The sequence below is a fragment of the Streptomyces sp. KLMMK genome (assembly GCF_036961605.1).
Taxonomy (GTDB): domain Bacteria; phylum Actinomycetota; class Actinomycetes; order Streptomycetales; family Streptomycetaceae; genus Streptomyces; species Streptomyces telluris.
Window position 1 is genome coordinate 18,191 of record NZ_JBAMDC010000033.1, and the last position, 21,791, is coordinate 39,981.

Genomic DNA, 21,791 nt, shown 5'->3' on the forward strand with positions numbered 1-21,791 from the left:
GGTGAGCGTGTCCTTGAAGCCTCCGCCTCGGCATGTCCTAGGCACACCTGGCGTTAGCGGTTGCGCAAGGCATCAGAGAGGGCTGCCGAGAATTCTGTGACTGCCTCTTCAGGCAGCCTGGTAACTCGACTAGGGACTTCTAGAGTCACTCCACTCAGGGCGGTCAAAAGCAAGCGGATATCCTTATCGCCCTGCCTCCTTAGCCACGCAATAATTGAGCTTGAGAAAGAGTCGATGTGAGAAGGTGGAAAGCGGACAAGAAGTGAATTTGCGACTGCCCCCATTGATTCTGGTTCTGGCTGAGGAACGCTGATCTTCACGGTCTCGACAAGCTGGGGGTCGGAGTGCAGCCAGCGATTCAGTGAGACGAGATCCCTCGGGCGACTGTAATCACCTACTACCGTGACTCTGATTTCCTCCAGTCGCAGACCGCTAGGGTAGAGGAGCTCCGCCAAATCTCCACGCCCTTGAGACGTCAGCACGGCGGCTAGGCTGCTCCTTGATGCCAGGGTGCTCGGGTGATCCGGTCCAAGGATGCGTTCTCGGGTGACGAGGGCGCGTTCGTGAAGGGCTTGGGCTTTTTTGAGTTCACCTTGGTCTTGCAGCACGGCAGCCAAGTTGTTCAATGATGCCAGGGTGCTCGGGTGATCCGGTCCAAGGATGCGTTCTCGGGTGAGGAGGGCGCGTTCGTGGAGGGCTTGGGCTTTTTTGAGTTCACCTTGGTCTTGCAGCACGGCAGCCAAGTTGTTCAATGATGCCAGGGTGCTCGGGTGATCCGGTCCAAGGGTGCGCTCGCGTGCGTAAAGGATGTGTGCGTGAAATGTTCGGGCAGTTTCCAGTTCTCCTTGGTCTTGCAGCACGGCAGCCAGATTGTTTAGCGATGTCAATGTCCTTGGATGGTCCTCACCGCGGGTCCTTCGATAGAAGGACCAGACCCGTTCGTGGAGGGCCCGAGCTTTTTTGAGTTCTCCTTGATCTTGCAGCAGGGCAGCCAAGTTGTTTAGTGACGCCAAAGTGCTTGGGTGATTCTCGCCGAGGACTCGCTCACGCGCCAACGCCAACTGTTCGTGCACTTGGATGGACTCGGAGGCGAAGGCACTTAGCTGCTCAATGTTCAGAATGGCCCGTGAATCGCTGGCCTGCTCAAAGCGAATGCGGAGAGCCTCACCAAGGTTAGACAGGGCGGCGATGCGTTTGGGATGATTGGTTGGGGTTGAGGCGAGAGCTTCGCGTTGCAGTGAAATTGCCTCGTCGAGGTCTTCGATGTTCCCTGTATGTACTGCACGACGCAGTAGTGTCGCACCAAGGTTCGACATGGCAGCCATGCGGTCGTCCACATCAACTTCACTCGTGGACGCAGTAAGGGCTTCACGTTGGAGCCTGATCGCTTCGTTTAGATCTTCGATTTGTTCTGTGCGATCGACGCGGCGTAGCAGTGCCACGCCAAGATTTGATAGAACAGCCAGCCGCCCAGGATGGTGGGCAGGCGCAGAAGCTAAAGCCTCACGGTGCAGCGTGATTGCTTCGTCTAGGTCTTCGATTAGTTCCGTGAGGTCTGCTCGGCGCAGCAATGCCACGCTGAGGTTAGACAGGGTTGCAAACCTATCGGTGGCGTCCGCATCGTCTGATGCTGAAACTGCTTCCTGGAGCAGTGAAATGAGATGTTCCAGAACGTGGCTGTCGCCCGTACTTTCAAAACGGTCCCAAAGAGCCTTAATTGCATCCTCAGGGCGCTCGGCGCGGCTTTCCCTACCGCTCACCTTGGTTGCCCTCCTGCCCGAGATCCTTGACCCAAATAAGTGCCGTTTCTGGGGTCACGATGAAGTCTACGGTTCGTGTTCGCGGGTTCCATCGCACGATGACGGGCAATTCTTCCCCGCTTTGTGTCGGTTCGCTGGCAGGCTGATGATGACTTCCTAGCTCTTCCGAGGACGTGGGGGTCGGGGATTGCTCTCCCTGCACTGCCCGTAAGGGAACTGGAGCGCCGGATTGTCCGGAGGAGGGGAGGGTTGCTGACGCCGGCAAGGAGTCTGAATCCAATACAAGGGCGGCGATCAGGTTATCTTTGAGCGTCGTGTAAGTCCTGTGTGAATGCGAATCAGGTCGGATGATCGAAAAATGATCCCCGGGGATCACTCCCGTGTCGGGAAAGACACTACGGGCCGAGGTAGGAGTGACGATCTTGTCGAGATCTCCCGCATAAGCACGAATGGTGATTGGGCAGCGGTCAGAGGCCACGGTTTGTGCATGAATGATTCGATTGATCACCGCCTTGTGCGCATTAGTTACAGGCTCGTTGATTGGTCGCAGTTCACGCTCTTGTGGATGCCGCCAAATCTTGAGGCTTTTCCTTGCGAGGAGGAATATTTCGGAGCCTGAATTCGGGCAGGCGAACATGATGACACGCTTGATTCTTGCAAGATCCTCGCCGCGAGCGTTGCTTACCATGCGTGCAAGGAAGCGTTGAACAATTAGGCCGCCTTGACTGTGAGAGATGATAGCTAGTTTGCTGTAGTTTTTCGCTTCCACCTCAAGAAAGGTTTGAAGGCTATCTGCAAGGACATCGAAGTCCGGCACCCTGCGCAGCGGGTTGAAGATATACTTCGGCGATGCGTAGTCAAATTTGAGAAGAGTTAGTGCAGAAAGCTCTGGGTCGGAACCGATCAGGTTGTCGATGCACTTCCATGTATCGCTTGTAGAAAAGAGGCCGTGCACGAAGACCGCGGCGACATCCTTCATGTACGCGGCTCCGCTTCCACCTGTACGGTCGGCAAGGATCGACTTGCCGTATAGATTACATGAATGTCGCCAGAATCACCTCCCAGTGGCGCCACTTGGACATGCATTCGAATACGGCAACCCCTGTGTTCTGTTTAATCGAATTTAGATATTAAGTTCGAAGGTGATGGCCTCGGCGCCACAAAGCAGGGCTCGCTTAGTCCGCCAGTGCAATGAACATTCGGTGCATGGGATGCGCTCGGTTGCGTATCGGCAGTTTGTCCTGGCCTAGGGGGATGTGGTTAGCGTGGGGGAAGTAGGAGGTCCCGCTCTGGGTGCCGCCCGCCTGTGACGCTGCCGCTCACTCCAAGGTCCGACCGAGCAGTGTCGTGGAAGGCGTTGATCGCGCGGAATGCCGCACGATTCCGCTCACGCCAGTGCTCTAAGCTCCCTGTGATCCTGCCGGCTGCCTGCCAGTCAACTTGGAGAGCTGTCGCGTTGAGGTCGTGGGCGGCCTCGACTACGTCGTCGCCGCCCAGCAGCATGATTCGTTCGAAGGCCCGACCGCGGAGGTGTCCTGCCTCCGACATGTCGGCCTTGATCTCCGACTCATCCCGGTTGCGCTCGCGGAGCCCCTCCCTGAGTTCGTAGAGCTCGACGGCGAGGAAGATGCTCGTCCTGATCCGTTCGACGTAGCTTGCGTAGGCGTCGAGCTTCTTGTCGTCCCACCGGGTTGAGAGCTCGTGCCGCTTGCGGCGACGCTCCGTCAGGGCGTTGGTCAGGTGCGTGGTCAACCCGCCGAGTATCACTGCAACGACCGTTACGAGCTGCTCGGCGGCCCCCACCTGGTCCCCCAGTCGTGAACTCCTAAAGATATCTAGAGGATCTTAGGGGTGCGCCCTGGTCGGCGGCCTGGCTTCTTTTGGCCATCGTCTTCATGATCGGCGGTGCGGCGCGGGCCATCGCCTCAGCCGACGCACGAACCGCCGTATGGTCAGCTCGCGGAAGGCCCAAGGCGTCAGGTGTGCGCCCACGGCAGTGGCCGCTCCGATCGAGAAGGTGACCCAAGTGCCGATGAGGGCTTGGCTGATCAGCACGCCGCCGACCAGCAGCAACCCGCCGATGGTCATCGCCAGCCTCTGGTCCGTACCGAGCATCTTGCTCCCTCAGAGATCGCGGACCAAAGAGGCTAGAGGGCCCTCTTCTGCTCTGTGCCCACCCTCCGTGGGTGTGGCCTGATCAGACTGTCGGCTTCTCAAACGGCTGTGCATGTCTAGGCACTCTTCGGCCAACCCAGCGATCTCGTTCTCGTCGCTCTGGCGCTGGCTGGAATGGTGTGCTTGGTAGCGAGCCCAACTGGCGACAGCTGGCTGGCACTCGCGACGCCCCTCGGGCTATTGCCGACGAAGGAACCCCTCTCTACGTTGAATCTGACGATGCATCAGTTGTTGTCTTGACTGGGCGATCGAGAAGGGGTGCGCGATGGTTGGCGACGGAAGCACCAGGGCGCGGGTGCTCCCCAAGGTTGTGAGCGTGGACGATCACGTGATCGAGCCGTCACACCTCTTTAAAGCGTGGCTGCCCCGGAAGTACCAGGATCGAGGGCCGAAGCCCCTCACTGCCGGCATTGGTGACCTGCAGTACATCGGTGGCAAGTACCGCTTCACTACTGATCCGGCGGGCCAGGTCACGGACTGGTGGGAGTACGAGGGGCTTCTCTTCCCGTACAAGCGGATCATCGCCGCCGTGGGTTTCTCGCGGGACGAGATGACCCTTGATGGCATCACGCGAGAGCAGATGCGGCGCGGGTGCTGGGATCCGAAGGCCCGGCTTGAGGACATGGACCTTAACCATGTCGAGGCGTCCCTCTGCTTCCCGACCTTCCCCCGCTTCTGCGGGCAGACCTTCGCCGAGGCTCAGGACAAGGAGGTCGCTCTCGCCTGCGTGCGGGCCTACAACGACTGGATGGTTGAGGAGTGGTGCGGGGATAGCGGCGGGCGGCTCATCCCGCTGTGCCTGATCCCGCTGTGGGACGTTGATCTCGCCGTCGCCGAGATCAAACGCAATGCTGCCCGCGGCGTGCGTGCGGTGACCTTCAGCGAGATCCCGACGTACCTCGGACTGCCGTCCATCCACTCCGGCTACTGGGATCCGTTCTTCGCTGCCTGCGAGGAGACCGGAACGGTGGTCAACATGCACATCGGGTCGTCGTCACAGATGCCGGCGGCCTCGCCCGACGCGCCGCCGGCGGTGCAGGCGACGCTGAGCTTCAACAACGCGATGTCGTCCCTGGCGGACTTCCTCTTCAGCGGTGTCCTCGTCCGTTTCCCCCGACTGACCTTGGCCTACAGCGAAGGACAGATGGGCTGGATCCCGTACGCCCTGGAGCGGGCCGACGACGTCTGGCGGGAGCACCGCGCCTGGGGCGGCGTTCGTGACCTGATCCCTGAGCCCCCCTCGACCTACTACTACCGGCAGGTCTTCTGCTGCTTCTTCCGCGACAAGCACGGGATCGACTCGATCGAGGCCGTGGGGGTCGACAACGCCACATTCGAGACCGACTATCCGCACGTCGACTCGACCTGGCCGCACACCAAGCAGGTCGCGGCCGAACACGTGGCCGGCCTGCCTGAGGACGTGGCGTACAAGATCTTGCGGGGCAACGCGATTCGGATGCTGGGGCTGCCCTTCGATGACGGCCGGAACATCACCCCATGACCTGATGCGGGAGTCTCGACCTGCGTGGAAGGCTGGGGCTGCTCCTGCGTGAGCGTCCGGGCCGCGGGGGAGCTCCGCGAAGGGGCAGGCGTCGGTGATGAAGCTCCATACTGCAGAGTCCCTGGTCTCCTTGGGCCGCTGGTACATGCGTCATGCTCCCGGCTCCCTCGGTAAGGCTCCGCTTGCTGCGCAGTGCCTGAACCCCTACCTGCGGGATCATCCTCGCCGTCGGGTCACCCGGTCCCGATTAGGAGCCAGCTTCGCTGTCGAGACCCAGGACCTCATCCAGCGGTACATCTACATGTTCGGGGTCTGGGAACCGCACCTGACTCGCTGGCTGAGCCGACGGCTCCGGCCCGGTGACGGCTTTATCGATGTCGGCTCCAACCTCGGGTACTTCAGCGTCCTTGCCTCGCGGCTGGTTGGCGAGGAGGGGCACGTGGTGGCCGTCGAGGCGTCTCCGACGGTTCACGAAAGGGGCTTGGCGCAGGCTCGGCTCAATGGCTGCCGGAATATTCGTGCAGTGAATACTGCGGTTTCGGACTCCCACGGGGTGCTGACCTTCACTCTCGCCAGTTCCCGCAACATTGGGGCGAACAGCATCGTCCCGTACAACGGGCCTGCGGAAGCTAGTTTTGCGATCCAAGCGAGGCCACTGCCGGAGGTGCTCACCGCGGCGGAGGTGGCCACGGCGCGGGTGATCAAGGTTGATGTCGAGGGGGCCGAAGGCAGTGTCGTTCGGGGGATGGTTCCCCTGCTCGATCGGCTCCGGTCCGACGCTGAGATCACGATCGAGGTGTCCCCCGAGCGCATGGCGCAGCTGGGGGACTCCGCCGACGAGCTGCTCGCCACGATGCGGGAGTACGGCTTTCACGCGTATCGGATAGCCAATGACTACTCCGCGGCGAGCTACCCGGCAGCCCTGCGTCGTGCTCCCTTAGCCCCTGTGCGCTGGCGCGGGCCCGTCGTGGGGGAGAGCGACCTCATCTTCTCCCGGGTGGATGCTGAGACCCTTCCTTGAGACACGAACGGTCCGGCCCCTCAGGGCCGGACCGTGGATATGGGCCTACCTTCCTGGGCGTTGGAGGTCGGCCGGTGTGAGCGTCATTCCTGGGGGTGGTGTGTGGCTTCTTCTGGCCGCTCTTCCTCAGGGGCTGGCGCGTACAGGCGAGCGCCACGGCTTTTCGCGATCCGCAGCGCGTCGCTCAGTGATCGAGCCGTCCGCTGAAGGGCGAGTCGAAGGTGGTGCCGGCACGCCGCGGGGTCCGTGAGCAGATCCGCGGCATCGGTCAGCGCTTCTGCGCCGATGGCCAGCTGCGCTGCTTCCACGCCATCGGCGTATCGAGACAGCACTCCTTGACCGTCGGATGTGCTCAGGAAGCACGGCTTGTCGTCCGGGGAGATCCACGGCAGGAGGCGGAGGTCGTGTTCGTTGCTGCCTGACTCCGGCTGGACAGCTCGGCCGCTCAGGTGGGGTGTCATCGGACCTCCTCCAGTACCTCGACGTGGGTGCGCGCGGTGAACACGGCTTCGGTGCGGTCTCCGGGAAGAACCAGGAGCGCTACCTCCACGACCCGCCCGCTGTCGTCGGTCGAGGTCCGTTCCACGGCCAGTACGGGCGTCGCGCTGCGGAAGACCTCCTTTTCCTCGACGCTCGGCAGCCGTGACGTGACGCGCTCGACCGTGGACACCACATTCACGCCGGCCGCGGTGAGCGACTCCCGGACGTTGTCACCCCACGGCGACAGCTCCCCCTCAGGGGGCCCGAGCCTCGCCACGGTTTGAGGGACGTAAATGCGAGCCATGCCCTGCACCGAAGTCCCCACGACGCTGATGAAGTCGAACTCCGTCAGCAGCGCACCGCGGCGGACCTGCAGGAGTGCGGAGAGGGTACTCGTCGCGTTCACCGTGTCGACTTCGACGCTGACCTGCAGGGGTGGGGATTGCGTCGCCTGCCGCTCGCTGTCGTAGACGGTGCGCGCGCGGGGGTGCCGGACGAAGTTCCCCCGGCCTTGCTGCTTCTCGACCCTGCCTTCCGCCTGGAGGAGCTCCAGCGAGAGCCGCAGCGTGGGCACGCTGACCCTGTACCGCGTGGCGAGCTGCGTTTCCGCCGGCAGCCGATCGCCGACTCGGAACTCCCCGGACTCGATGCGCCGCCGCAGGTCATCCGCGACGGATTGGTAGTGAGCCACCATGCGCGCTCACCGCCTCTTGACGGCCCGCACAGCGGACAGTCGGGTTGTCGCGTGCACGGCCATCGTTTCCCCCGTGCGGGATCGCAGCCACCGGACGTTGTCGGGTGCGTCAAGCGTGTCGACGACCCCGAAGCCCCGGCCGCCGAGGTCGATGATGTCCCCCCGCCGGACTGTCTCTCCGGTGACCTGCACGGCGACGTACCAGTGTGTCTTGTTGGAGGTCACGAGATCCTCGTGCATCAGTGCACCTCCACCGAAGTCCAGCGCTGACTGATGCCGTGTGGCTGCCAGCGCGCCCTCAGCCGCAGTTGGGCGCGTTCGTCGCCGGCCAGCACGTACAGGCGGACGAGGGCCGCCGCCTCTTCGGCCTGGATCCGGTTCGCGCACCGCGACGTTCGGTGTCCGGCCGGCCGAGGGTGAGAGGGCGGCGCCATCGCGGCGTCGGCGGTGGGGTACTCCGTCGGCGCGGGCTCACGGAAACCGCCCACAGGTTGAACAAAATGTCGCCTAGCCCACGCGGCGGCTCGGCGGATAAGCTCCTGCACGCTGATCAGCTCCTTACAGCTGAAAGCCGTGCCCCCGGACAGATTCGCCTGTCGCGGGGGTTTCTCTTGCGACAGCGGCCCAAGCGGTGCAGCCGCTCGCGCTGTTGACGAGCCCGAACGAGTCGGCCGTCGTCAGCACCTCTAAGAGCTCTTGCCATGCCTCGGCCGAGACCGGTGACGGGACCTCCGTCTCGACGCGGACATGGTCGTTCCGGTGCTTCACGCGGGGCGTGAAACCCGCGGTGGAGAGGCGTTCGGCCATGTGCTCGGCGCGGGTTCTGCGAGCGCACACAGACGTTCCTCCGTCGCCACGAGATCACAGCGAGTGAAGCTAGTTCACTAGCGTAGTGGCTTCTGGGCTAGGTTTTCCATATGCGTGAGCAGCCGCCCTATCTCCGTGTCGCTGACCTGCTCAAACGGCGAATCGCGGACCGGGAATGGTCTCCCGGGGACCGGCTGCCCTCCCGCGCCCAGCTTGCGGCGGAATGTGGTGGTGTGGGTGAGAACGTCATCCGCCGCGCCCAAGAACTCCTGATTTCGCAGGGCGTGTTGGAGGGGCGGGCCGGGTCGGGTACGTACGTCGCTGAGCCGCGCGAGCGCACACAGATGCTGCGTGCCTCAGGTGGGGAGCAGATCAGCTCCAAGTGGTCGCCGTTCGGTGCGGATCCAGCTGCGATCGGTCCGGAAGGGAGCTGGGAGAGCAGCACGGTGGCGAAGGTTCCCGCCGCGGCCGACATCGCAGCCCGCCTGCAGATCGCCAAGGGTGACCTATGTGTCCAGACCCGCTACGAGTGCCTGATCGCCAGCAAGCCGGTCCAGCTTGTGACGAGTTGGGAGCCGTACAGCCTCACCGTGGGGACGCTGGTCGTCCTGCCGGAGGGCGGACCGTACGCGGGCCGAGGCGTGGTAGGCCGCATGGCTGACATCGGCATCACGGTCGTCCGAGCGGTGGAGCAGGTGGAACCCGGGCGGGCGAGCGCCGAGGAGGCAACCCTCCTCGGCGTGCAGAGGAGCGCGCTGGTCACTCGCATCCAGCGGACCTACTACAGCGACGACGGTCGGCCGGTCGAAACGGCGGACATCGTGCTGCCCGCCGCTTCCGGGGTGGTCGTCTACGAGGTGTCGGTCAGACCGTGACCGGGTAGTGCCAGCGGTTGTACGCGAGCGCCTGCGCGCGAGCCTGGACGACGGCCATGCGCGCATCGCGCTCCGCCGTATCGGTGTGGGCGGCCTGACCCGTGGCCTGTCCGGGCCACTTGCGGTAGAGGAGTCCCACCTCGCGGGTGAACCAGCCGCGGCTCACCGCGTCCAGGGCGAGCAGAAGCCCGGTGTCCTCCGAGGCAGGGAGCGCCATCCAGCCGCCCAGGGCGAGGAGCAGGTCACGGCGGACGCAGAGCGTCGCCGGGTGCACCTGGGCCCGGTAGTTGTGCTCCTGCCAGTGCGCGAGAACAGAGCCCGGTTCGATCGGCCCGTCTTCCGGGTCCTGGTCGAAGCCGACCGTCGACCCGTCGGGCATCAAGTCCAGGACGCGCGACGTCGTCCAGCCGATGCTGGGGTCGCGTTCGAGGACGGCGATGTCGCGCGCCAGGGCGCCCGGGGGCAGCTGGTCGTCGGCATCCAGGATCTTGACGTAGTCGCCGTCCGCGTGGGCCAGGGCCATGGTCCGGGCGACCCCGGGGCCGCCGCTGCGGCCCTGCCGGAAGGTCACCTGCTCATCGTCCGGGACGAAGAGGGTGACGTCGTCGGTCTTCCCGTCCTCCTGGATGACCCAGTGCCACTCCCAGCCCTCGGGAAGCTCCTGGTCGCACAGCGACTTGTAGGCATCGTTCAGGTGGTGAGCGGACGGTCCGTGCACAGCGGTGACGATGATGATGCGCCGACGCACGGCACTCACCACCTTTCCAGGGGAGTGGTGAAGAGCATCTCCGTGCGATCACCGGGCAGTGTGATGTCGGAGAGCTCCACAACGCGGTTGTTGGTGTCGTACGAGGTCTTCCGGAGCAGAAGCACGGCGGTGCCCGGGGGGAGCTCCAGCTCCTCGGCCTCTTCCGGCGTCGGCGGGCGGGCCGTCACGTGCTCTTCGATGCGGTCCAGCTCGATGCCGACGGTGAACAGCTGGTTCTGCGTGCCGCCCGGCCACGGCTCCTTGGACGCGTCCAGGAGGTCCGGGTTCTCCGCGACGAGGTCGCGGACGAGGTAGGACGTGACCAGCGCGAACGGGGCACGCTCGGCGGCGTACCGCGTGCGGTACGTGCGCTCTACGAGGACGTCGCCTTCCGAGATGTCGAAGGCGTCCGCGAGGCTCTTGCCGGCTTTGATCTCGCGGTAGGACGCGTGGAAGACGAGGTCGTTCACCTGAAGCCCGGTGTCGTGCTCAGTGGCCCCGGTCTTCACCCTGAGGGACTCCGGCTCGCGGGCGCGCCCCTTCTCCCACTGGTGCCGGGAGTTCGTGCGCAGCACCGCCGTGCGGGGCTGACGGACGAAGTTGCCGCGCCCGTGCTGCTTTTCGATCAAGCCTTCATCGCGCAGAAGGCGGAGTGCTTCACGGATGGTCGGGACACTTCGCCCGTACTCCGCCGCGAGTGCCGTCTCCGCGGGCAGACGCTCGCCGGGAGCCAGTTGACCTGCACGGATGGACTCTCGGATGCCGTCCGCGATCCGTTCGTACGCCTTGGCCATCGGTGCTCACCGTCCTGTTGCGCTGACGGCGCTCAGCATACGACTCCTAAAGAGGTCTTGACGACTTGATGAGAGCTGCGTCATAGTCTCGGGCAACTCCTAAAGAGGACTTGAGGAGAAGACCTCTTTAGGAGTTCATCGCCCTGAGAGCCCCGGCTCGAAGGACGCGCCAGCCCCTTGAGAACTGCACAGAGTGCCTGGACGAACGAGTGTTTTTGATCTCCGACGCCGCTACGAGCCGTTGACCGTTGGCCGCGTCGGAGGTGATGACCGCTCGTTCCGAATGACCGGTCCCTCGGCGATCTGCGCCGAGAGCAGGCGCACAAGCTCGTGCCTGTCACCGGTCCCCTGCCTCTACTCCCGAAGGGGGATCAATGAAGCTGGCTATCGGCGACGTCGTTCGAGGTCGTCACGACGTGGCTCTCGGCACCGTGGCCGGGATCAATGAGCACACCGACGGCAGGCTCGTCGTGGTGCGGATGCCCGGCGGGGGCTTTTGCCTCCTCGAACCGAGTGCCTTATCCGTCGTCGCCCGCTGCTCCGCACCCTCCACACCCGCTCGTAGCGTCCTGGCCCTGGTCGTCCTCGTCGTTGCGCTCTTCGCCGGCCTCGTCAGCTCCCGCTCGGCGGGGGAACTCGGTGCCGACTGGTTGCTGATCCTGCTGGCGGGCCTCGGCGGCTGCACGGCCGTCGTGATCCCGTACCTGTGCCTGCTCCGTCTCACGGGCCCGCGGCGCTTCCGCGTCTGATCGCGCTCCGGTCAGGGCAGCGGACGCACGGGTAGACGGTCCTGCTGCCGCTGACTCTCCCCATCCCGTCCCGGACCCGGAGAGATCATGCGTACGTACGTCGTCCACCGGCCTGCTGGCGATGTGGCGGAGTTCGAGGACAGTACCTACGAGTTCGAGGGGCTCCAAGGGCTGGAGACCGAGGACTTCAAGGAACTGTTCCTCGGCCGCCCCGGAGAGCCGGCCGAGGAGCGCGCGGCACGCGTATCCGCCGCCCGCGACGTCCTGGAGGAACTCCAGGAGCAGAGTGACATCGATGAGCTCGCACGCCTGAACGCGCGGTACGCGGCGAAGCTGAGCAGCGTCGCGGCGATGAAGAGCGCGGCGAGTGCGCGGCGGGAGTCGCAGGCTGGGAGGGCGGCGTGACAGCACCCCCATCCGTGACCAACCAGCTGACGGGCGAACGGGGGCCGGATCAGGGCCCACCAGCCCAACCGGCTGACGAAAGCCTCGCCGCGTCCGCCGTCGGCTTCAACGAGACCATGGTTGTCGATCGTCCCGGCGGGCCCTCCGACCCCGGCCTGACCGACCGGGTGCGCGACGCGAAGCGCCGTCCAGTCGTACCGGCGTGGGCGAAGTCGCGGCAGGAGTTCGCCGCGGTGAGCAAGGGCGTCGCTGCGTACGCCTGGCACGTCTCCGCGTATCACGCGGTACGTACCCCCTGGTACACGGTCCGCCTCGCGGTACAGGCGCCCCACGGTGCCGCCCGGTTCGTCGGTGGCGCGCTGAGGTGGCTGTCGGATGCCGAGGGGGAGCCGTTCCGGCAGTCGGCGGCGGCTCACGAGGACATCGGCAAATACCTGCAGCTCTCGCGGCAGAGGGATCGTCGCGTGCGGTGGCGGGCGGCGGTTGCCGTCGTGGCCTCCATAGCCGGTCTCACAATGGCGCTGGCGCTGTTCGTCATGGCGCCGGAGTGGCTGCTGGCTCTCTCGGGGTTCGCCGCGACGATGGCTATGGGCTGGCTTGGTCAGCCGGCCGACGCCCCGGTCATCCACAGGGCGGTGGAGATCCCGAAGGTCACCAAGCTCACCAGTGACATCGTGCTTCGGGCCCTTGGCTCCATCGGCATCTCGGCGATCACTCAGGCGCAGTCGAAGGGTGGAGACGGGTTCGCCTTCACCGCCCCTATCACTCGCGACGGCCCCGGTTGGCTGGCCGAGGGCGACCTTCCGCACGGCGTGACGGCGCCTGACGTGATCAACCGGCGAGACAGACTGGCCTCTGGCCTCCGCCGGCCGTTGGGGACCGTATGGCCCGAGGCTGTTCAGGATGAGCACACCGGCCGGCTGAAGCTGTGGGTCGGCGACCAGGACATGTCCAGGGCGAAGCAGCCGGCATGGCCTCTCGCCAAGTCCGGCGCCGTGGATCTCTTCAAGCCGGTGACGTGGGGGACCGACCAGCGGGGGCGGTGGGTGGAGATCACCCCCATGTACCTCGCGGGCGTGATCGGTGCCATTCCGAGGATGGGGAAGACCTTCCTCCTGCGTCTTCTGTTGCTCATCGCGGCGCTCGACCCACGGGCCGAGGTGCACAGTTACGACCTGAAGGGCACGGGTGATCTGGATCCTGTCGGCAATGCCGTCAGCTTCCGGCACCGGGCGGGCGATGACGAGGAGGATCTCCTCTACGCCCTGACCGCCATGCGCGAGCTGCAGGCGGAGCTGAGGCGTCGGACCAAGGTCATCCGTACGTTGCCCCGGGATATCTGCCCCGAGTCGAAGGTGACCTCCGAACTGGCCTCGAAGAGGTCCCTGCGTTTGCACCCGATCGTTGTCGGGGTGGACGAGTGCCAGAAATGGTTCGAGCACCCGAAGTACGGCGGGGAGCTTGAGGAAATCTGCACTGACATCGTCAAGCGCGGTCCGGCAACGGGAATGGTGCTGCTGTTGGCCACGCAGCGGCCGGACGACGACAGCCTGCCGAAGGGGATCTCGGCGAACGCTTCGGCCCGCTGGTGCCTGAAGGTCATGAGCCACGTCGAAAACGACATGGTCCTCGGCACCGGGGCGTACAAGCGGGGCGTCCGCGCAACGATGCTCGCTTGGACGGACAAGGGCATCTGCTACTTCCTCGGCGAAGGCGCGGACGCCCGGATCGTCCGCGCGGTCGAGATCGATGCCGTGGCGGCCGAACGCATCGCCCAGCGGGCGCGGAAGACGCGCGAGCGCCTCGGCACACTCGCCGGGCATGCGCTCGGCGAGCAGCCGGAGGCTGGCACCACCTCTTCGTACGACCTGCTCGCGGACGTTCTTGCTGTCCTTTCCGCCGATAAGCCGAAGCTGTGGAACGAAGTGATCGTCTCCCGGCTCGCGGAACTCCGGCCGGATGTGTACGGGGCGTGGGCGGGGGAGCAGCTCACTTCCGCGCTGAAGCCCTACGGCGTCCGCACGGACCAGGTGTGGGGGATCACCGAGCACGGTAAGGGCTCCAGCCGCCGCGGGATCAAGCGAGCCGACGTCCTCAAAGCGATCGCTGAACGTGACGGAACGGCCTCCGCCGCCTAGCCGGCACTACCGCTAGACCTAGCGGATCCCCTGCTAGGTCTAGCACCCCCACTAGCGCCAGAAAGTGCCACTGACCTGCGCTCTAGCGTCTAGCGGCGCTCGCCGAGCGCCGCCCGAAAACCACCTGGAGGGGGTTCTGACGAGTTCCCTGATCAACGCTATGCCCGGCCTCATATTCATCACGCTCTGCTACGCACTTCTCTGCCTCGCCAGCCCGTTCGGCGCCTGCCGCAAGTGCGAAGGCTGGGGCGCCATGATCCGGCGGACCCGCACCGGTCGGCTCAAGCGGGGCCGCGCATGCCGCAGGTGCGAGGGATACGGCATGCGTCTGCGTGCCGGACGGCGCCTCTACAACTCCATCGTCGAGCTCCATCGCGATGGCAACGGCAAGGCCCAACGCTGACTTCTCCGAGGAGCCTCACGATGTCCTTCTCCATCTCCGCGCTCGTGCTGTTCGGTCTTCTGCTGGCCATGCTCATCCGCTCGAAGTCCGTCGGCATCGGCGGTGCCACGGTCGCCGTCCTCTTCGGCTACTACCTCAGCCGCACCGGAGCCGCCGGCTCCATCGACCAAGTCATGTCATCCATCGGCCACGCGATTCCCAGCGTCGGCAAATGACCCGAAGGGATCACCCCATGACCGAACAGAACTGCTCCGCCCCGCAGCCCATCTCGCTGATGGCCTCGGGCGAACTCCGCGACGCACTCACGGCCATCGAGGAGGGCAAAGGACCGGCGGCCATCGCCGCGCTGATGGCCATCGACCCCGTCTCCTGGCAGGCGATCGAGCAGCGCCTGAAGGCGGTGGTGGGCAGCGATCTCCGCACGCTCTTATTCCAGTGCCGCGAGGACGGCTCGGCAGCGTCGGCCATCGTCTGACGGCTCCCTGTGCGGCTCCAGCTCCGTGAGGAGCGTGGAGGCGTGCGGAGGGCCGGACAGCCCGGTCCGGACTCCGACAGTGGAGGAAGCCCATGCCTAGCCCCACGATCGCGTGGTTCGACGACTTAACGGCGAGCGTGTTCGCCCTCGGCGCCGCGGCCCGGGAGGGCCGCCTCGCGCACCAGGCCGCCGCGGTTGCCGCGTGGCAGGTCGAGCCGGCACGTCTGCAGACGGTGAACGGTGACGTGAACATCAGCGGGGAGTACAAGATCAGCCCTCGTGACGTCGTCCTGAGCCAGATCCGCGCCCTGAGCAGGGCCCACCAGCACGTGACCACCGACCTGTACGAGAACCTCGCCCTCGCGTACGCCTACGGAACGGCAGGCGCCCTGCTGACGGTCATCAAGGGATACCGCCCCCGGTACGTCGAGCTCCAGCGCGACCAGACCGACCACTACGAGCTCCCCGACGAGCCCCTGCCGGACTTCCGCGGCGACCTCGGACACTGGCCCGGGCAACGGCGTTTGGCCCTACTGCGCTCGCACGTCGGTGCGCGTCGGGTGGCGCGCTTCACGGGGCGCAGCGAAGGCGCCCTGCTCGGGCTGGCGGACTGCGCGTACGCCTACGGCGAGCAAGCCGAGATGGCCCTGCACCACGTACTCCTCACCGCCCGGGCGGACCAGGAGCCGGAGGCGGAGCAGTGATGGACGAAGCACACGCCACGGCCCTCGCCGCCGCGTACGCAGGAGCTCCCCGCCTTCTCCCGGAGATCGTCTACGTGCTCAGGCAGGCTCAGAGCCGCCGGCGCTTCGGCACGGAGCAGGGCCGGGAGTTCTGGCTGCGCAAAGCCGCTGTCTTCGACCGCATCGCGATCGAGGAAGCGGCAACGTACGCGCCGGAAGTTGCTGCTCCCGCGGCTGACGCCGCAGCCAACGCCGCACGACAGCTGGTCGAGTACGACGTCACGCACAGCGGGTTGAGCCTCAGGGGCTCCGACGTGGTCACCGCCGAGGACTGCCGCAGGTACGTCCGCCGCCAGTACCGCGAGTGGAGCCGCACCCAGCGCTTCTGATTTCGCCCGGGGCAGCGGTCATCCGCCAAAGAGTCCCGCTGCCCCGGCCTCCCCATCCCGTTCAGGATTCAGGAGGTGCCATCAGCATGCACCACAACGACACCGGCCCGCAGCCAAGGGTTGGCGGGGCAAGCGTGTCCGGCCACGACCGCCGCGACACCGCGGACAACGGCTTACCCCGCATTTTCACCCCCACCGAGGTCGCAGAAGCGATTGGCTGCTCGGTCTGGTGGGTGAAGGAGCAGGCGCGGAAGCACCGTGTCCCGTTCACTCGGCTCGGCGGGGCATACCGCTTTACGGCGGAGCACGTCGCCGAGACCATCCGCCTCTTCGAGGAGCGGCCGCCCACCTCCCGCTCCTCCATCCCCGTACCGGCGATCGCCGCTGGATCCGTGCCCTTGGATCATGTTGGACCGGCGCCCAGCAAGCTACGGCCCCGACCGCCTCGCCGAGCAGGCCAACCGCAACGCAGCGACGCTGCTGCGTGATCGCGGCGGTGAGAACAGTGGGATACGGAGAAAAGCTCAAGGGCTACTACCGCGCCCGATATTGGGAAGCGCCTGGCGTACTGCGCACCCTCGTGGATGCTGACGGGCGAACGTTGCGGTTCGCCAGCAAGCGAGCGGCGGCGAAGGCTGCCAACGACCGAGAGGCCATGATCAGGGGCGGCGCTCAAAGCGCGCCGCCTCCCGAGAAGGTCACGCCTTCTTCGGGGGAGGTCGTGAAGGGCGACGGCGCCCAGTCCGTGGCGCCTGCACAACCTGACCTTCAGCTCCCGATGACCTTCGGCGAGTACGTGAACCGGTGGTACGCGGATCTTGAACTCGCGGCTTCGACCATGCAGAACTACAAGCGGCATGTCGAGAACCACCTTCTTCCCGCATTCGGGGACAGGGCCTTGGTCGACATCGCGCGTTCCGACGTCGGTGCGTGGGAGAAGAAGGAGCGGGCGTCGTACGAGGCCACGAGTGTGCAGACATGGCATGGCACGCTTCACGTCATCTTTGAGGACGCCGTCGAAGAAGGGATCCTCGGCGTGAACCCGGCCGCCAGGCGACGAGGCCGGGGGAAGCGTGCCGGGCGCTCTCGGAGACGTGGTCCGGAGAAGGTGGTGACGGATGCACTGGGCATTCTGCTCGTCTCCGAACGAATGGCCCTGCTGTCCGGCCGCGACGATGAGTTCGTCGGGGGCATCACCAAGGGGTACACCGGAGTGCGCTGGGGCGAACTGGTGGGATTGGAGCCCGCCTTCTGCCGTCCGGAGTCCATCCGGGTGGAGTGGCAGCTGTACGAGCTGGATAACGGCGAACTCCATCGATGCCCGCCGAAGGACGACTCGTACCGGACCATCGACAGCCTGAACTGGCTGTCAGCCCTGATCACTAGCCAGATTGCGCGTGAGGATCCGAAGCCCTGCCCGTGTCACGGACGTCGGTACGTCTTCCGTGGCTACGGTGAAGCCAACGATGCCGCTCGCTCTCCGGCCGTGAAGCTGGTCGACGTCGCCCGTCATGCCGGAGTCTCCATCGGGACGGCCTCCAACGTGCTGAACCGGCCCGCCTCAGTGCGGGAGGAGACACGGATCAAGGTCGAAATCGCGATGGCGGAACTCGGCTATGCCCGAGGCGCCGCCCCAGGAGAGCCCGCGGCACACTGGCGCCGGTCCGGGTTCGCGACCTGGCTGTTCCAGCCGGCTGCCACCGGCTGGTACCCGAAGAAGGCCCCACAGGAGGCACGTCCCGTTCCTCTGCTCGCGGATCCCTGGCCGGGGGTACCTGCTCGCGGGCGTAACGCCTCCGAGCGAGCCGAGGCGTGCTGGGTGCCCATCGCGAAGGGGCTCACTCCTCACGGGCTGCGCCATACCCACAAGGCGATCATGGAGGACATGGGGACGCCGCCCAAGCTCATGGACGAGCGCTTGGGCCATCTGGACGGCTCGGTCCAGGCCCGCTACTCGCACATCACCTCCGGCATGCGCCGCCGGCTGATGGAGGGCCTGACCGAGGTGTGGGAGGCGTCCCTGGACGCTCGGCGCGCCATGTGCCCGAGATCAGGGGTCATCGTCCTCGATGAGCTGCTGCGAGGTCGGGTCCCTAGCCCCTAGAGGGGCGGGTTCCGATTCGCCCTCCTTGATCCAGCGTCTACCCCACGTGCACGCCCAGAGATACTTCAGCCGCGGTTCACTGGCTCAGTGAACCGCGGCTGAAGTGCTCTTTCAACTGTCGGAGTGACGGGAATTGAACCCGCCTCATCGTCCCCGCTCGCCCTGGCACGAAAACGCATGTTCAAGGATTGGACCGTGATGTCACGGATCGGAGGCCGGCGCTATCGGCGGTCCGACCGCTTCCTCGCTTTGACGGCGGGTCACCAACGCGCAGCGCCGGTACGCCGACCAGCGTGCTGATTGGCGGGACGGCCGTCAGCGCGCGCTGCCAGGGTCGCTCTAATCACTCCACGAGGCCCGGATATCGGGCAAGCTCTCGGTGACAGCTTGCGCGTAGTCAGCGAGGAGATGCGTCAAACGGTCATGCTGAGTGGAAAGTTGTTCGTATTCGTCCACCTCTGCTGGTGACCAGGGTGCCTCGGTGTCTTCCAGCTCCGATAGACGCAGTCTGGTCATGGCAGCAGTGACGACCGAGCGAGAGGCATTCAGCAGGCGGTCCGCGGTTTCGCTGGGGGCGCGGACGAGGAGATCGTCGAGTTCGCCGGATCCGGGAATCGCCGGAATGCCGAGCTCAAGCCAGTGGTCTCCCCAGAGGCGACGCCGGCGCGCCTCCGGATCGATGCCGTCTACCACCTCGATACCACCTGTCCCATTCCGCCGAACGGACAGACCGGAACGGGCTGCCAGGTCAGTGGTCATGGTGGCGAGGTCATCGTCGTTGTCGGGGACTGCGCTCGGCTGGGGTGCGCCCAGGTAGTAGCCCAGCTCCACCAGGCTTCGGGTGTGCTCGTCCACTTCGGGTAAGACCGTCAGGTCCTCCTCGGGCATCAGGGTGTCCGGTGCGGCAGCGCCCAGGCGTGCGTATGGCATGGGTGTCCCGTGGGCCGCGGATTTCCATGCCGTCACGGCTGCGTCCACCCACCAGCAGATGAATTCATGCGCGGCGTCACGGTGCGTCTTTGCGCTCTGGATGGCCAGCCTGAGTCGGATGGAGAGAAGCGTGTCCTCCGCGTCGTACCGCGATCCTTGGCCTTGGGCGCGCTGCTGGATGCCGATCTCACTGAGCTCGTTCAATTCATCCATGCGCTGCTGCGTGGCTTGCGACGCCTCAAGGAGGACGGCCGAGCAGTGCGCCAGGGCGGATAAGGCTTCGTCGATCTCTGGAGTGGACATGACTTCGCCTGGGATGGGCCTGGGAATGGGGAACGAAGGGTGGCCACTCACGTCAGACTCCTGGAGAGTGAGGAGGTGAAGGACGAGCCGGGGCTTGTGGAGGCCCTCTCAGTCACGGACATCAGCGGACAGTAGTCCTAGGAGCTACAGGGCGTACCCGAAACGGCGCAAGGTTCACCTCACCGCCAGCCAAGGCGCGCTGGTACCGATCGCCGGGGGCGCACATCGCCTTGGGCCTGCACCGCCGACTGGTAGCGGGCCTGACCGAGGTGTGGGAGGCATCCCTGGACGCCCGGAGTGTCGTGTGTCTTAGGTCACAGGTGCCCGCTCTCGGCGAGCTGCTGCGGGCTCGGGGTTTCTGGCCCCTGGGGGAGTGGGGCCTGGTTCCGCTTTCCTTGATCCACTCCAGCGACACTCCAGATCCACTCCACGGGCACGCCAAGAAACACTTCAGCCCCGGTCTACTGGATCAGTAGACCGGGGCTGAAGTGCTATTTCAGCTGTCGGGGTGGCGGGATTTGAACCCACGACCTCTTCGTCCCGAACGAAGCGCGCTGCCAAGCTGCGCTACACCCCGATGTGCGGCCGGTTCCTGCTTTTCGCAGGCCCCCGGAGCAACGAGCTCTACTTTAGCGGACCGGAGCCCAGAGGTGAAATCCGATTCCGGGGGAGCCGCAGGTGGGCGGCCCGGAGAGGGCCGCCCGGGGGTGTCAGGCGCGCGGGGTCAGGGTGAGGAGGGTGGCCTCGGGGGGGCAGGCGAAGCGGACCGGGGTGTAGCGGTTCGTGCCGCAGCCTGCGGAAACGTGCAGGTAGGAGCGGTGGCCGCCGGCCTTGTGGGTGGAGAGGCCCTTGACCCGCTCGGGGTCGATGTCGCAGTTGGTGACCAGCGCCCCGTAGAAGGGGATGCACAACTGGCCGCCGTGCGTGTGCCCGGCGAGGATCAGCGGATAGCGGTCGGCGGTGAAGGCGTCGAGCACCCGCAGGTAGGGGGCGTGGACGACGGCCATGGAGAAGTCGGCGTCCTCGCGGGGGCCGCCGGTCACCTCCGCGTACCGGTCGCGCTTGATGTGCGGGTCGTCGAGGCCGGTGAGGGCGATGTCGTAGCCGGCGACCTTGAGGGCGCCGCGGGTGTTGGTGAGGTTGACCCAGCCCGCCGAGTCGAAGCCGTCGCGCAGCTCCTCCCAGGGGTTGTGGATCGCGCCGACCACCGGGGCGTTGCCGTTCAGGCCGTGCTTGCCGCTCATCCGCTCCAGCAGATAGCGGGCGGGGTTGCGCAGCTTGGGGCCGTAATAGTCGTTCGAGCCGAAGACGTAGGCGCCCGGGAACTCCATCAGCGGGCCCAGGGCGTCGAGCGTCTCGGGCACGCCCTCCGGGTCGGAGAGGTTGTCGCCGGTGTTGATCACGAAGTCCGGGCGGAGGCCGGCGAGGGACTGCAGCCAGCGCTGCTTCTTGTGTTGCCCGGAGACCATGTGGATGTCGGAGACCTGGAGCACCCGCAGCGGCCGCATCCCGGCCGGCAGCACGGGGACCGTCACCCGCCGCAGCCGGAAGGACCGGACCTCGAAGCCGGCGGCGTAGGCGAGGCCGGCTGCGCCGACCGCCGCGATTCCCAGGGGTACTCCGTATCGAGCGCGCATGGGGTACATGGTCGCAGACCGCCGGCCTCGCCCCGTCACGGGCTGTGGACGCCTCCGGACGCCTCCGGACGGCTCGGGCTGGTGCCTGGGCCGGGCTCGGGCCGGGGTTGCGGACCGTATCGAAGGCCGTATCCGGGATCGTATTCAGGGTCGTGTCGCGAGCCGATGTCGCGGGCGCCCCGCGGGAGTTGCCTCCCGCCCCGCCGCCCCACGGCGTTAATGCGGGGCGTCATCCGCCGCCGAATGCGAAGATTGCGGCATGACCACGCTCAAGTCCACGCTGCACGACGACCTCACCGCCGCCATCAAGGCGCGTGACGAGCTGCGCTCCTCCACCCTCCGGCTCACCCTCTCCGCCGTCGCCTACGAGGAGACCGCGGGCAAGTCCGCCCGTGAGCTCTCCGACGACGAGGTGCTGAAGGTGATCACCCGCGAGGCGAAGAAGCGCCGCGAGGCCGCGGACGCGTTCGACAAGGGCGGCCGCCCCGAGCAGGCCGAGCGGGAGCGCGCGGAGGGCGAGGTGCTCGCCGCTTACCTGCCGAAGCAGCTGTCGGACGAGGAGCTCGCCGCGATCGTCGCCGAGGCCGTGGCCGAGGCCAAGGCCGGCGGTGCCGAGGGGCCGAAGGCCATGGGCGCCATCATGAAGATCGTGAACCCCAAGGTCGCCGGCCGCGCCGAGGGCAGCCGCGTCGCCGCGGAGGTCAAGCGACTCCTCGCGGG

Annotated in this window: 24 protein-coding genes and 1 tRNA gene; 13 read left to right on the top strand and 12 right to left on the bottom strand. The window is 66.0% G+C overall.

The features are described 5' to 3' along the window. Positions 1-53 precede the first annotated feature (53 nt). From V7793_RS09240 to V7793_RS09255, 4 genes are all read right to left on the bottom strand, one after another. Positions 54-1,760, bottom strand: a complete 1,707-nt coding sequence (locus V7793_RS09240) for an effector-associated constant component EACC1 (protein ID WP_336004155.1) — start codon at positions 1,758-1,760, stop codon at positions 54-56. Then, the gene (locus V7793_RS09245; protein ID WP_336004156.1) at positions 1,750-2,739 is read right to left on the bottom strand and encodes an alpha/beta hydrolase; all 990 of its coding nucleotides are present in this window, start codon (positions 2,737-2,739) and stop codon (positions 1,750-1,752) included. The genes V7793_RS09240 and V7793_RS09245 overlap by 11 nt, the downstream gene beginning before the upstream one ends. A gap of 281 nt (positions 2,740-3,020) precedes the next feature. Continuing rightward, positions 3,021-3,563: a hypothetical protein gene (locus V7793_RS09250; RefSeq protein ID WP_336004157.1), complete on the bottom strand. Its 543-nt coding sequence runs from the start codon at positions 3,561-3,563 to the stop codon at positions 3,021-3,023. Positions 3,564-3,653: 90 nt separating this feature from the next. Next, a complete protein-coding gene (locus tag V7793_RS09255) occupies positions 3,654-3,875 on the bottom strand; it encodes a hypothetical protein (RefSeq protein WP_336004160.1) in 222 nt (73 codons plus the stop codon). Positions 3,876-4,200: 325 nt separating this feature from the next. Between V7793_RS09255 and V7793_RS09260 the strand changes: the two genes are divergently transcribed. Continuing rightward, a complete protein-coding gene (locus V7793_RS09260; protein ID WP_336004163.1) occupies positions 4,201-5,436 on the top strand; it encodes an amidohydrolase family protein in 1,236 nt (411 codons plus the stop codon). A gap of 97 nt (positions 5,437-5,533) precedes the next feature. After that, positions 5,534-6,457, top strand: a complete 924-nt coding sequence (locus V7793_RS09265; protein WP_336004215.1) for an FkbM family methyltransferase — start codon at positions 5,534-5,536, stop codon at positions 6,455-6,457. An 83-nt stretch (positions 6,458-6,540) separates the two neighbouring features. Here V7793_RS09265 and V7793_RS09270 read toward each other — a convergent pair whose 3' ends face one another. The 3 genes from V7793_RS09270 to V7793_RS09280 are packed head-to-tail and all read right to left on the bottom strand — an operon-like array spanning position 6,541 to position 7,871. Further along, complete coding sequence (locus V7793_RS09270; RefSeq protein ID WP_336004165.1) at positions 6,541-6,918, bottom strand: hypothetical protein; 378 nt, start codon at positions 6,916-6,918, stop codon at positions 6,541-6,543. Beyond that, a complete protein-coding gene (locus tag V7793_RS09275) occupies positions 6,915-7,631 on the bottom strand; it encodes a GntR family transcriptional regulator (protein ID WP_336004168.1) in 717 nt (238 codons plus the stop codon). The genes V7793_RS09270 and V7793_RS09275 overlap by 4 nt, the downstream gene beginning before the upstream one ends. A 6-nt stretch (positions 7,632-7,637) precedes the next feature. Continuing rightward, on the bottom strand, positions 7,638-7,871 hold the full coding sequence (locus tag V7793_RS09280; RefSeq protein ID WP_336004170.1) for a hypothetical protein: 234 nt from the start codon (positions 7,869-7,871) through the stop codon (positions 7,638-7,640). 677 nt (positions 7,872-8,548) lie between these two features. Between V7793_RS09280 and V7793_RS09285 the strand changes: the two genes are divergently transcribed. Continuing rightward, positions 8,549-9,313, top strand: a complete 765-nt coding sequence (locus tag V7793_RS09285; RefSeq protein WP_336004172.1) for a GntR family transcriptional regulator — start codon at positions 8,549-8,551, stop codon at positions 9,311-9,313. Here V7793_RS09285 and V7793_RS09290 read toward each other — a convergent pair. Next, a complete protein-coding gene (locus tag V7793_RS09290) occupies positions 9,303-10,070 on the bottom strand; it encodes a glycosyltransferase family 2 protein (protein WP_443057870.1) in 768 nt (255 codons plus the stop codon). The genes V7793_RS09285 and V7793_RS09290 overlap by 11 nt on opposite strands. Further along, on the bottom strand, positions 10,067-10,855 hold the full coding sequence (locus V7793_RS09295) for a GntR family transcriptional regulator (protein ID WP_336004176.1): 789 nt from the start codon (positions 10,853-10,855) through the stop codon (positions 10,067-10,069). The genes V7793_RS09290 and V7793_RS09295 overlap by 4 nt, the downstream gene beginning before the upstream one ends. Positions 10,856-11,229: 374 nt before the next feature. On the opposite strand from V7793_RS09295, the gene V7793_RS09300 reads away from it, so the two are divergent. The 9 genes from V7793_RS09300 to V7793_RS09340 all read left to right on the top strand — a co-directional run bounded on the left by V7793_RS09300 (position 11,230) and on the right by V7793_RS09340 (position 18,201). After that, the gene (locus tag V7793_RS09300) at positions 11,230-11,604 is read left to right on the top strand and encodes a hypothetical protein (protein WP_336004179.1); all 375 of its coding nucleotides are present in this window, start codon (positions 11,230-11,232) and stop codon (positions 11,602-11,604) included. A gap of 87 nt (positions 11,605-11,691) precedes the next feature. After that, on the top strand, positions 11,692-12,009 hold the full coding sequence (locus tag V7793_RS09305; RefSeq protein ID WP_336004181.1) for a hypothetical protein: 318 nt from the start codon (positions 11,692-11,694) through the stop codon (positions 12,007-12,009). Positions 12,010-12,023: 14 nt separating this feature from the next. After that, positions 12,024-14,147 (top strand): cell division protein FtsK, encoded by a 2,124-nt coding sequence (locus V7793_RS09310; protein WP_336004186.1) that lies wholly within the window; start codon positions 12,024-12,026, stop codon positions 14,145-14,147. 160 nt (positions 14,148-14,307) lie between these two features. Continuing rightward, on the top strand, positions 14,308-14,550 hold the full coding sequence (locus V7793_RS09315; protein ID WP_336004189.1) for a hypothetical protein: 243 nt from the start codon (positions 14,308-14,310) through the stop codon (positions 14,548-14,550). A 20-nt stretch (positions 14,551-14,570) separates the two neighbouring features. Further along, positions 14,571-14,765: a hypothetical protein gene (locus tag V7793_RS09320; RefSeq protein WP_336004192.1), complete on the top strand. Its 195-nt coding sequence runs from the start codon at positions 14,571-14,573 to the stop codon at positions 14,763-14,765. 17 nt (positions 14,766-14,782) lie between these two features. Continuing rightward, on the top strand, positions 14,783-15,025 hold the full coding sequence (locus V7793_RS09325) for a hypothetical protein (RefSeq protein ID WP_336004193.1): 243 nt from the start codon (positions 14,783-14,785) through the stop codon (positions 15,023-15,025). A gap of 92 nt (positions 15,026-15,117) precedes the next feature. Then, the gene (locus tag V7793_RS09330) at positions 15,118-15,729 is read left to right on the top strand and encodes a hypothetical protein (protein ID WP_336004195.1); all 612 of its coding nucleotides are present in this window, start codon (positions 15,118-15,120) and stop codon (positions 15,727-15,729) included. Further along, entirely contained in the window at positions 15,729-16,097 is a 369-nt protein-coding gene (locus V7793_RS09335) for a hypothetical protein (RefSeq protein WP_336004197.1), read from the top strand. Before V7793_RS09330 ends, V7793_RS09335 begins: the two co-directional genes overlap by 1 nt. A 505-nt stretch (positions 16,098-16,602) precedes the next feature. Further along, positions 16,603-18,201, top strand: a complete 1,599-nt coding sequence (locus V7793_RS09340; RefSeq protein WP_336004217.1) for a LacI family DNA-binding transcriptional regulator — start codon at positions 16,603-16,605, stop codon at positions 18,199-18,201. Between the two features lie 339 nt (positions 18,202-18,540). On the opposite strand, the gene V7793_RS09345 is transcribed toward V7793_RS09340, so the two are convergent. From V7793_RS09345 to V7793_RS09355, 3 genes are all read right to left on the bottom strand, one after another. Continuing rightward, positions 18,541-19,434, bottom strand: a complete 894-nt coding sequence (locus V7793_RS09345) for a hypothetical protein (RefSeq protein ID WP_336004200.1) — start codon at positions 19,432-19,434, stop codon at positions 18,541-18,543. Between the two features lie 503 nt (positions 19,435-19,937). After that, positions 19,938-20,011 (bottom strand) — tRNA-Pro (locus tag V7793_RS09350). A gap of 133 nt (positions 20,012-20,144) precedes the next feature. Further along, positions 20,145-21,071: a metallophosphoesterase gene (locus V7793_RS09355; RefSeq protein WP_336004202.1), complete on the bottom strand. Its 927-nt coding sequence runs from the start codon at positions 21,069-21,071 to the stop codon at positions 20,145-20,147. Positions 21,072-21,330: 259 nt separating this feature from the next. On the opposite strand from V7793_RS09355, the gene V7793_RS09360 reads away from it, so the two are divergent. Further along, positions 21,331-21,791 (top strand): GatB/YqeY domain-containing protein (locus V7793_RS09360; RefSeq protein ID WP_168090624.1); only part of this gene is annotated, 461 nt, incomplete at its 3' end.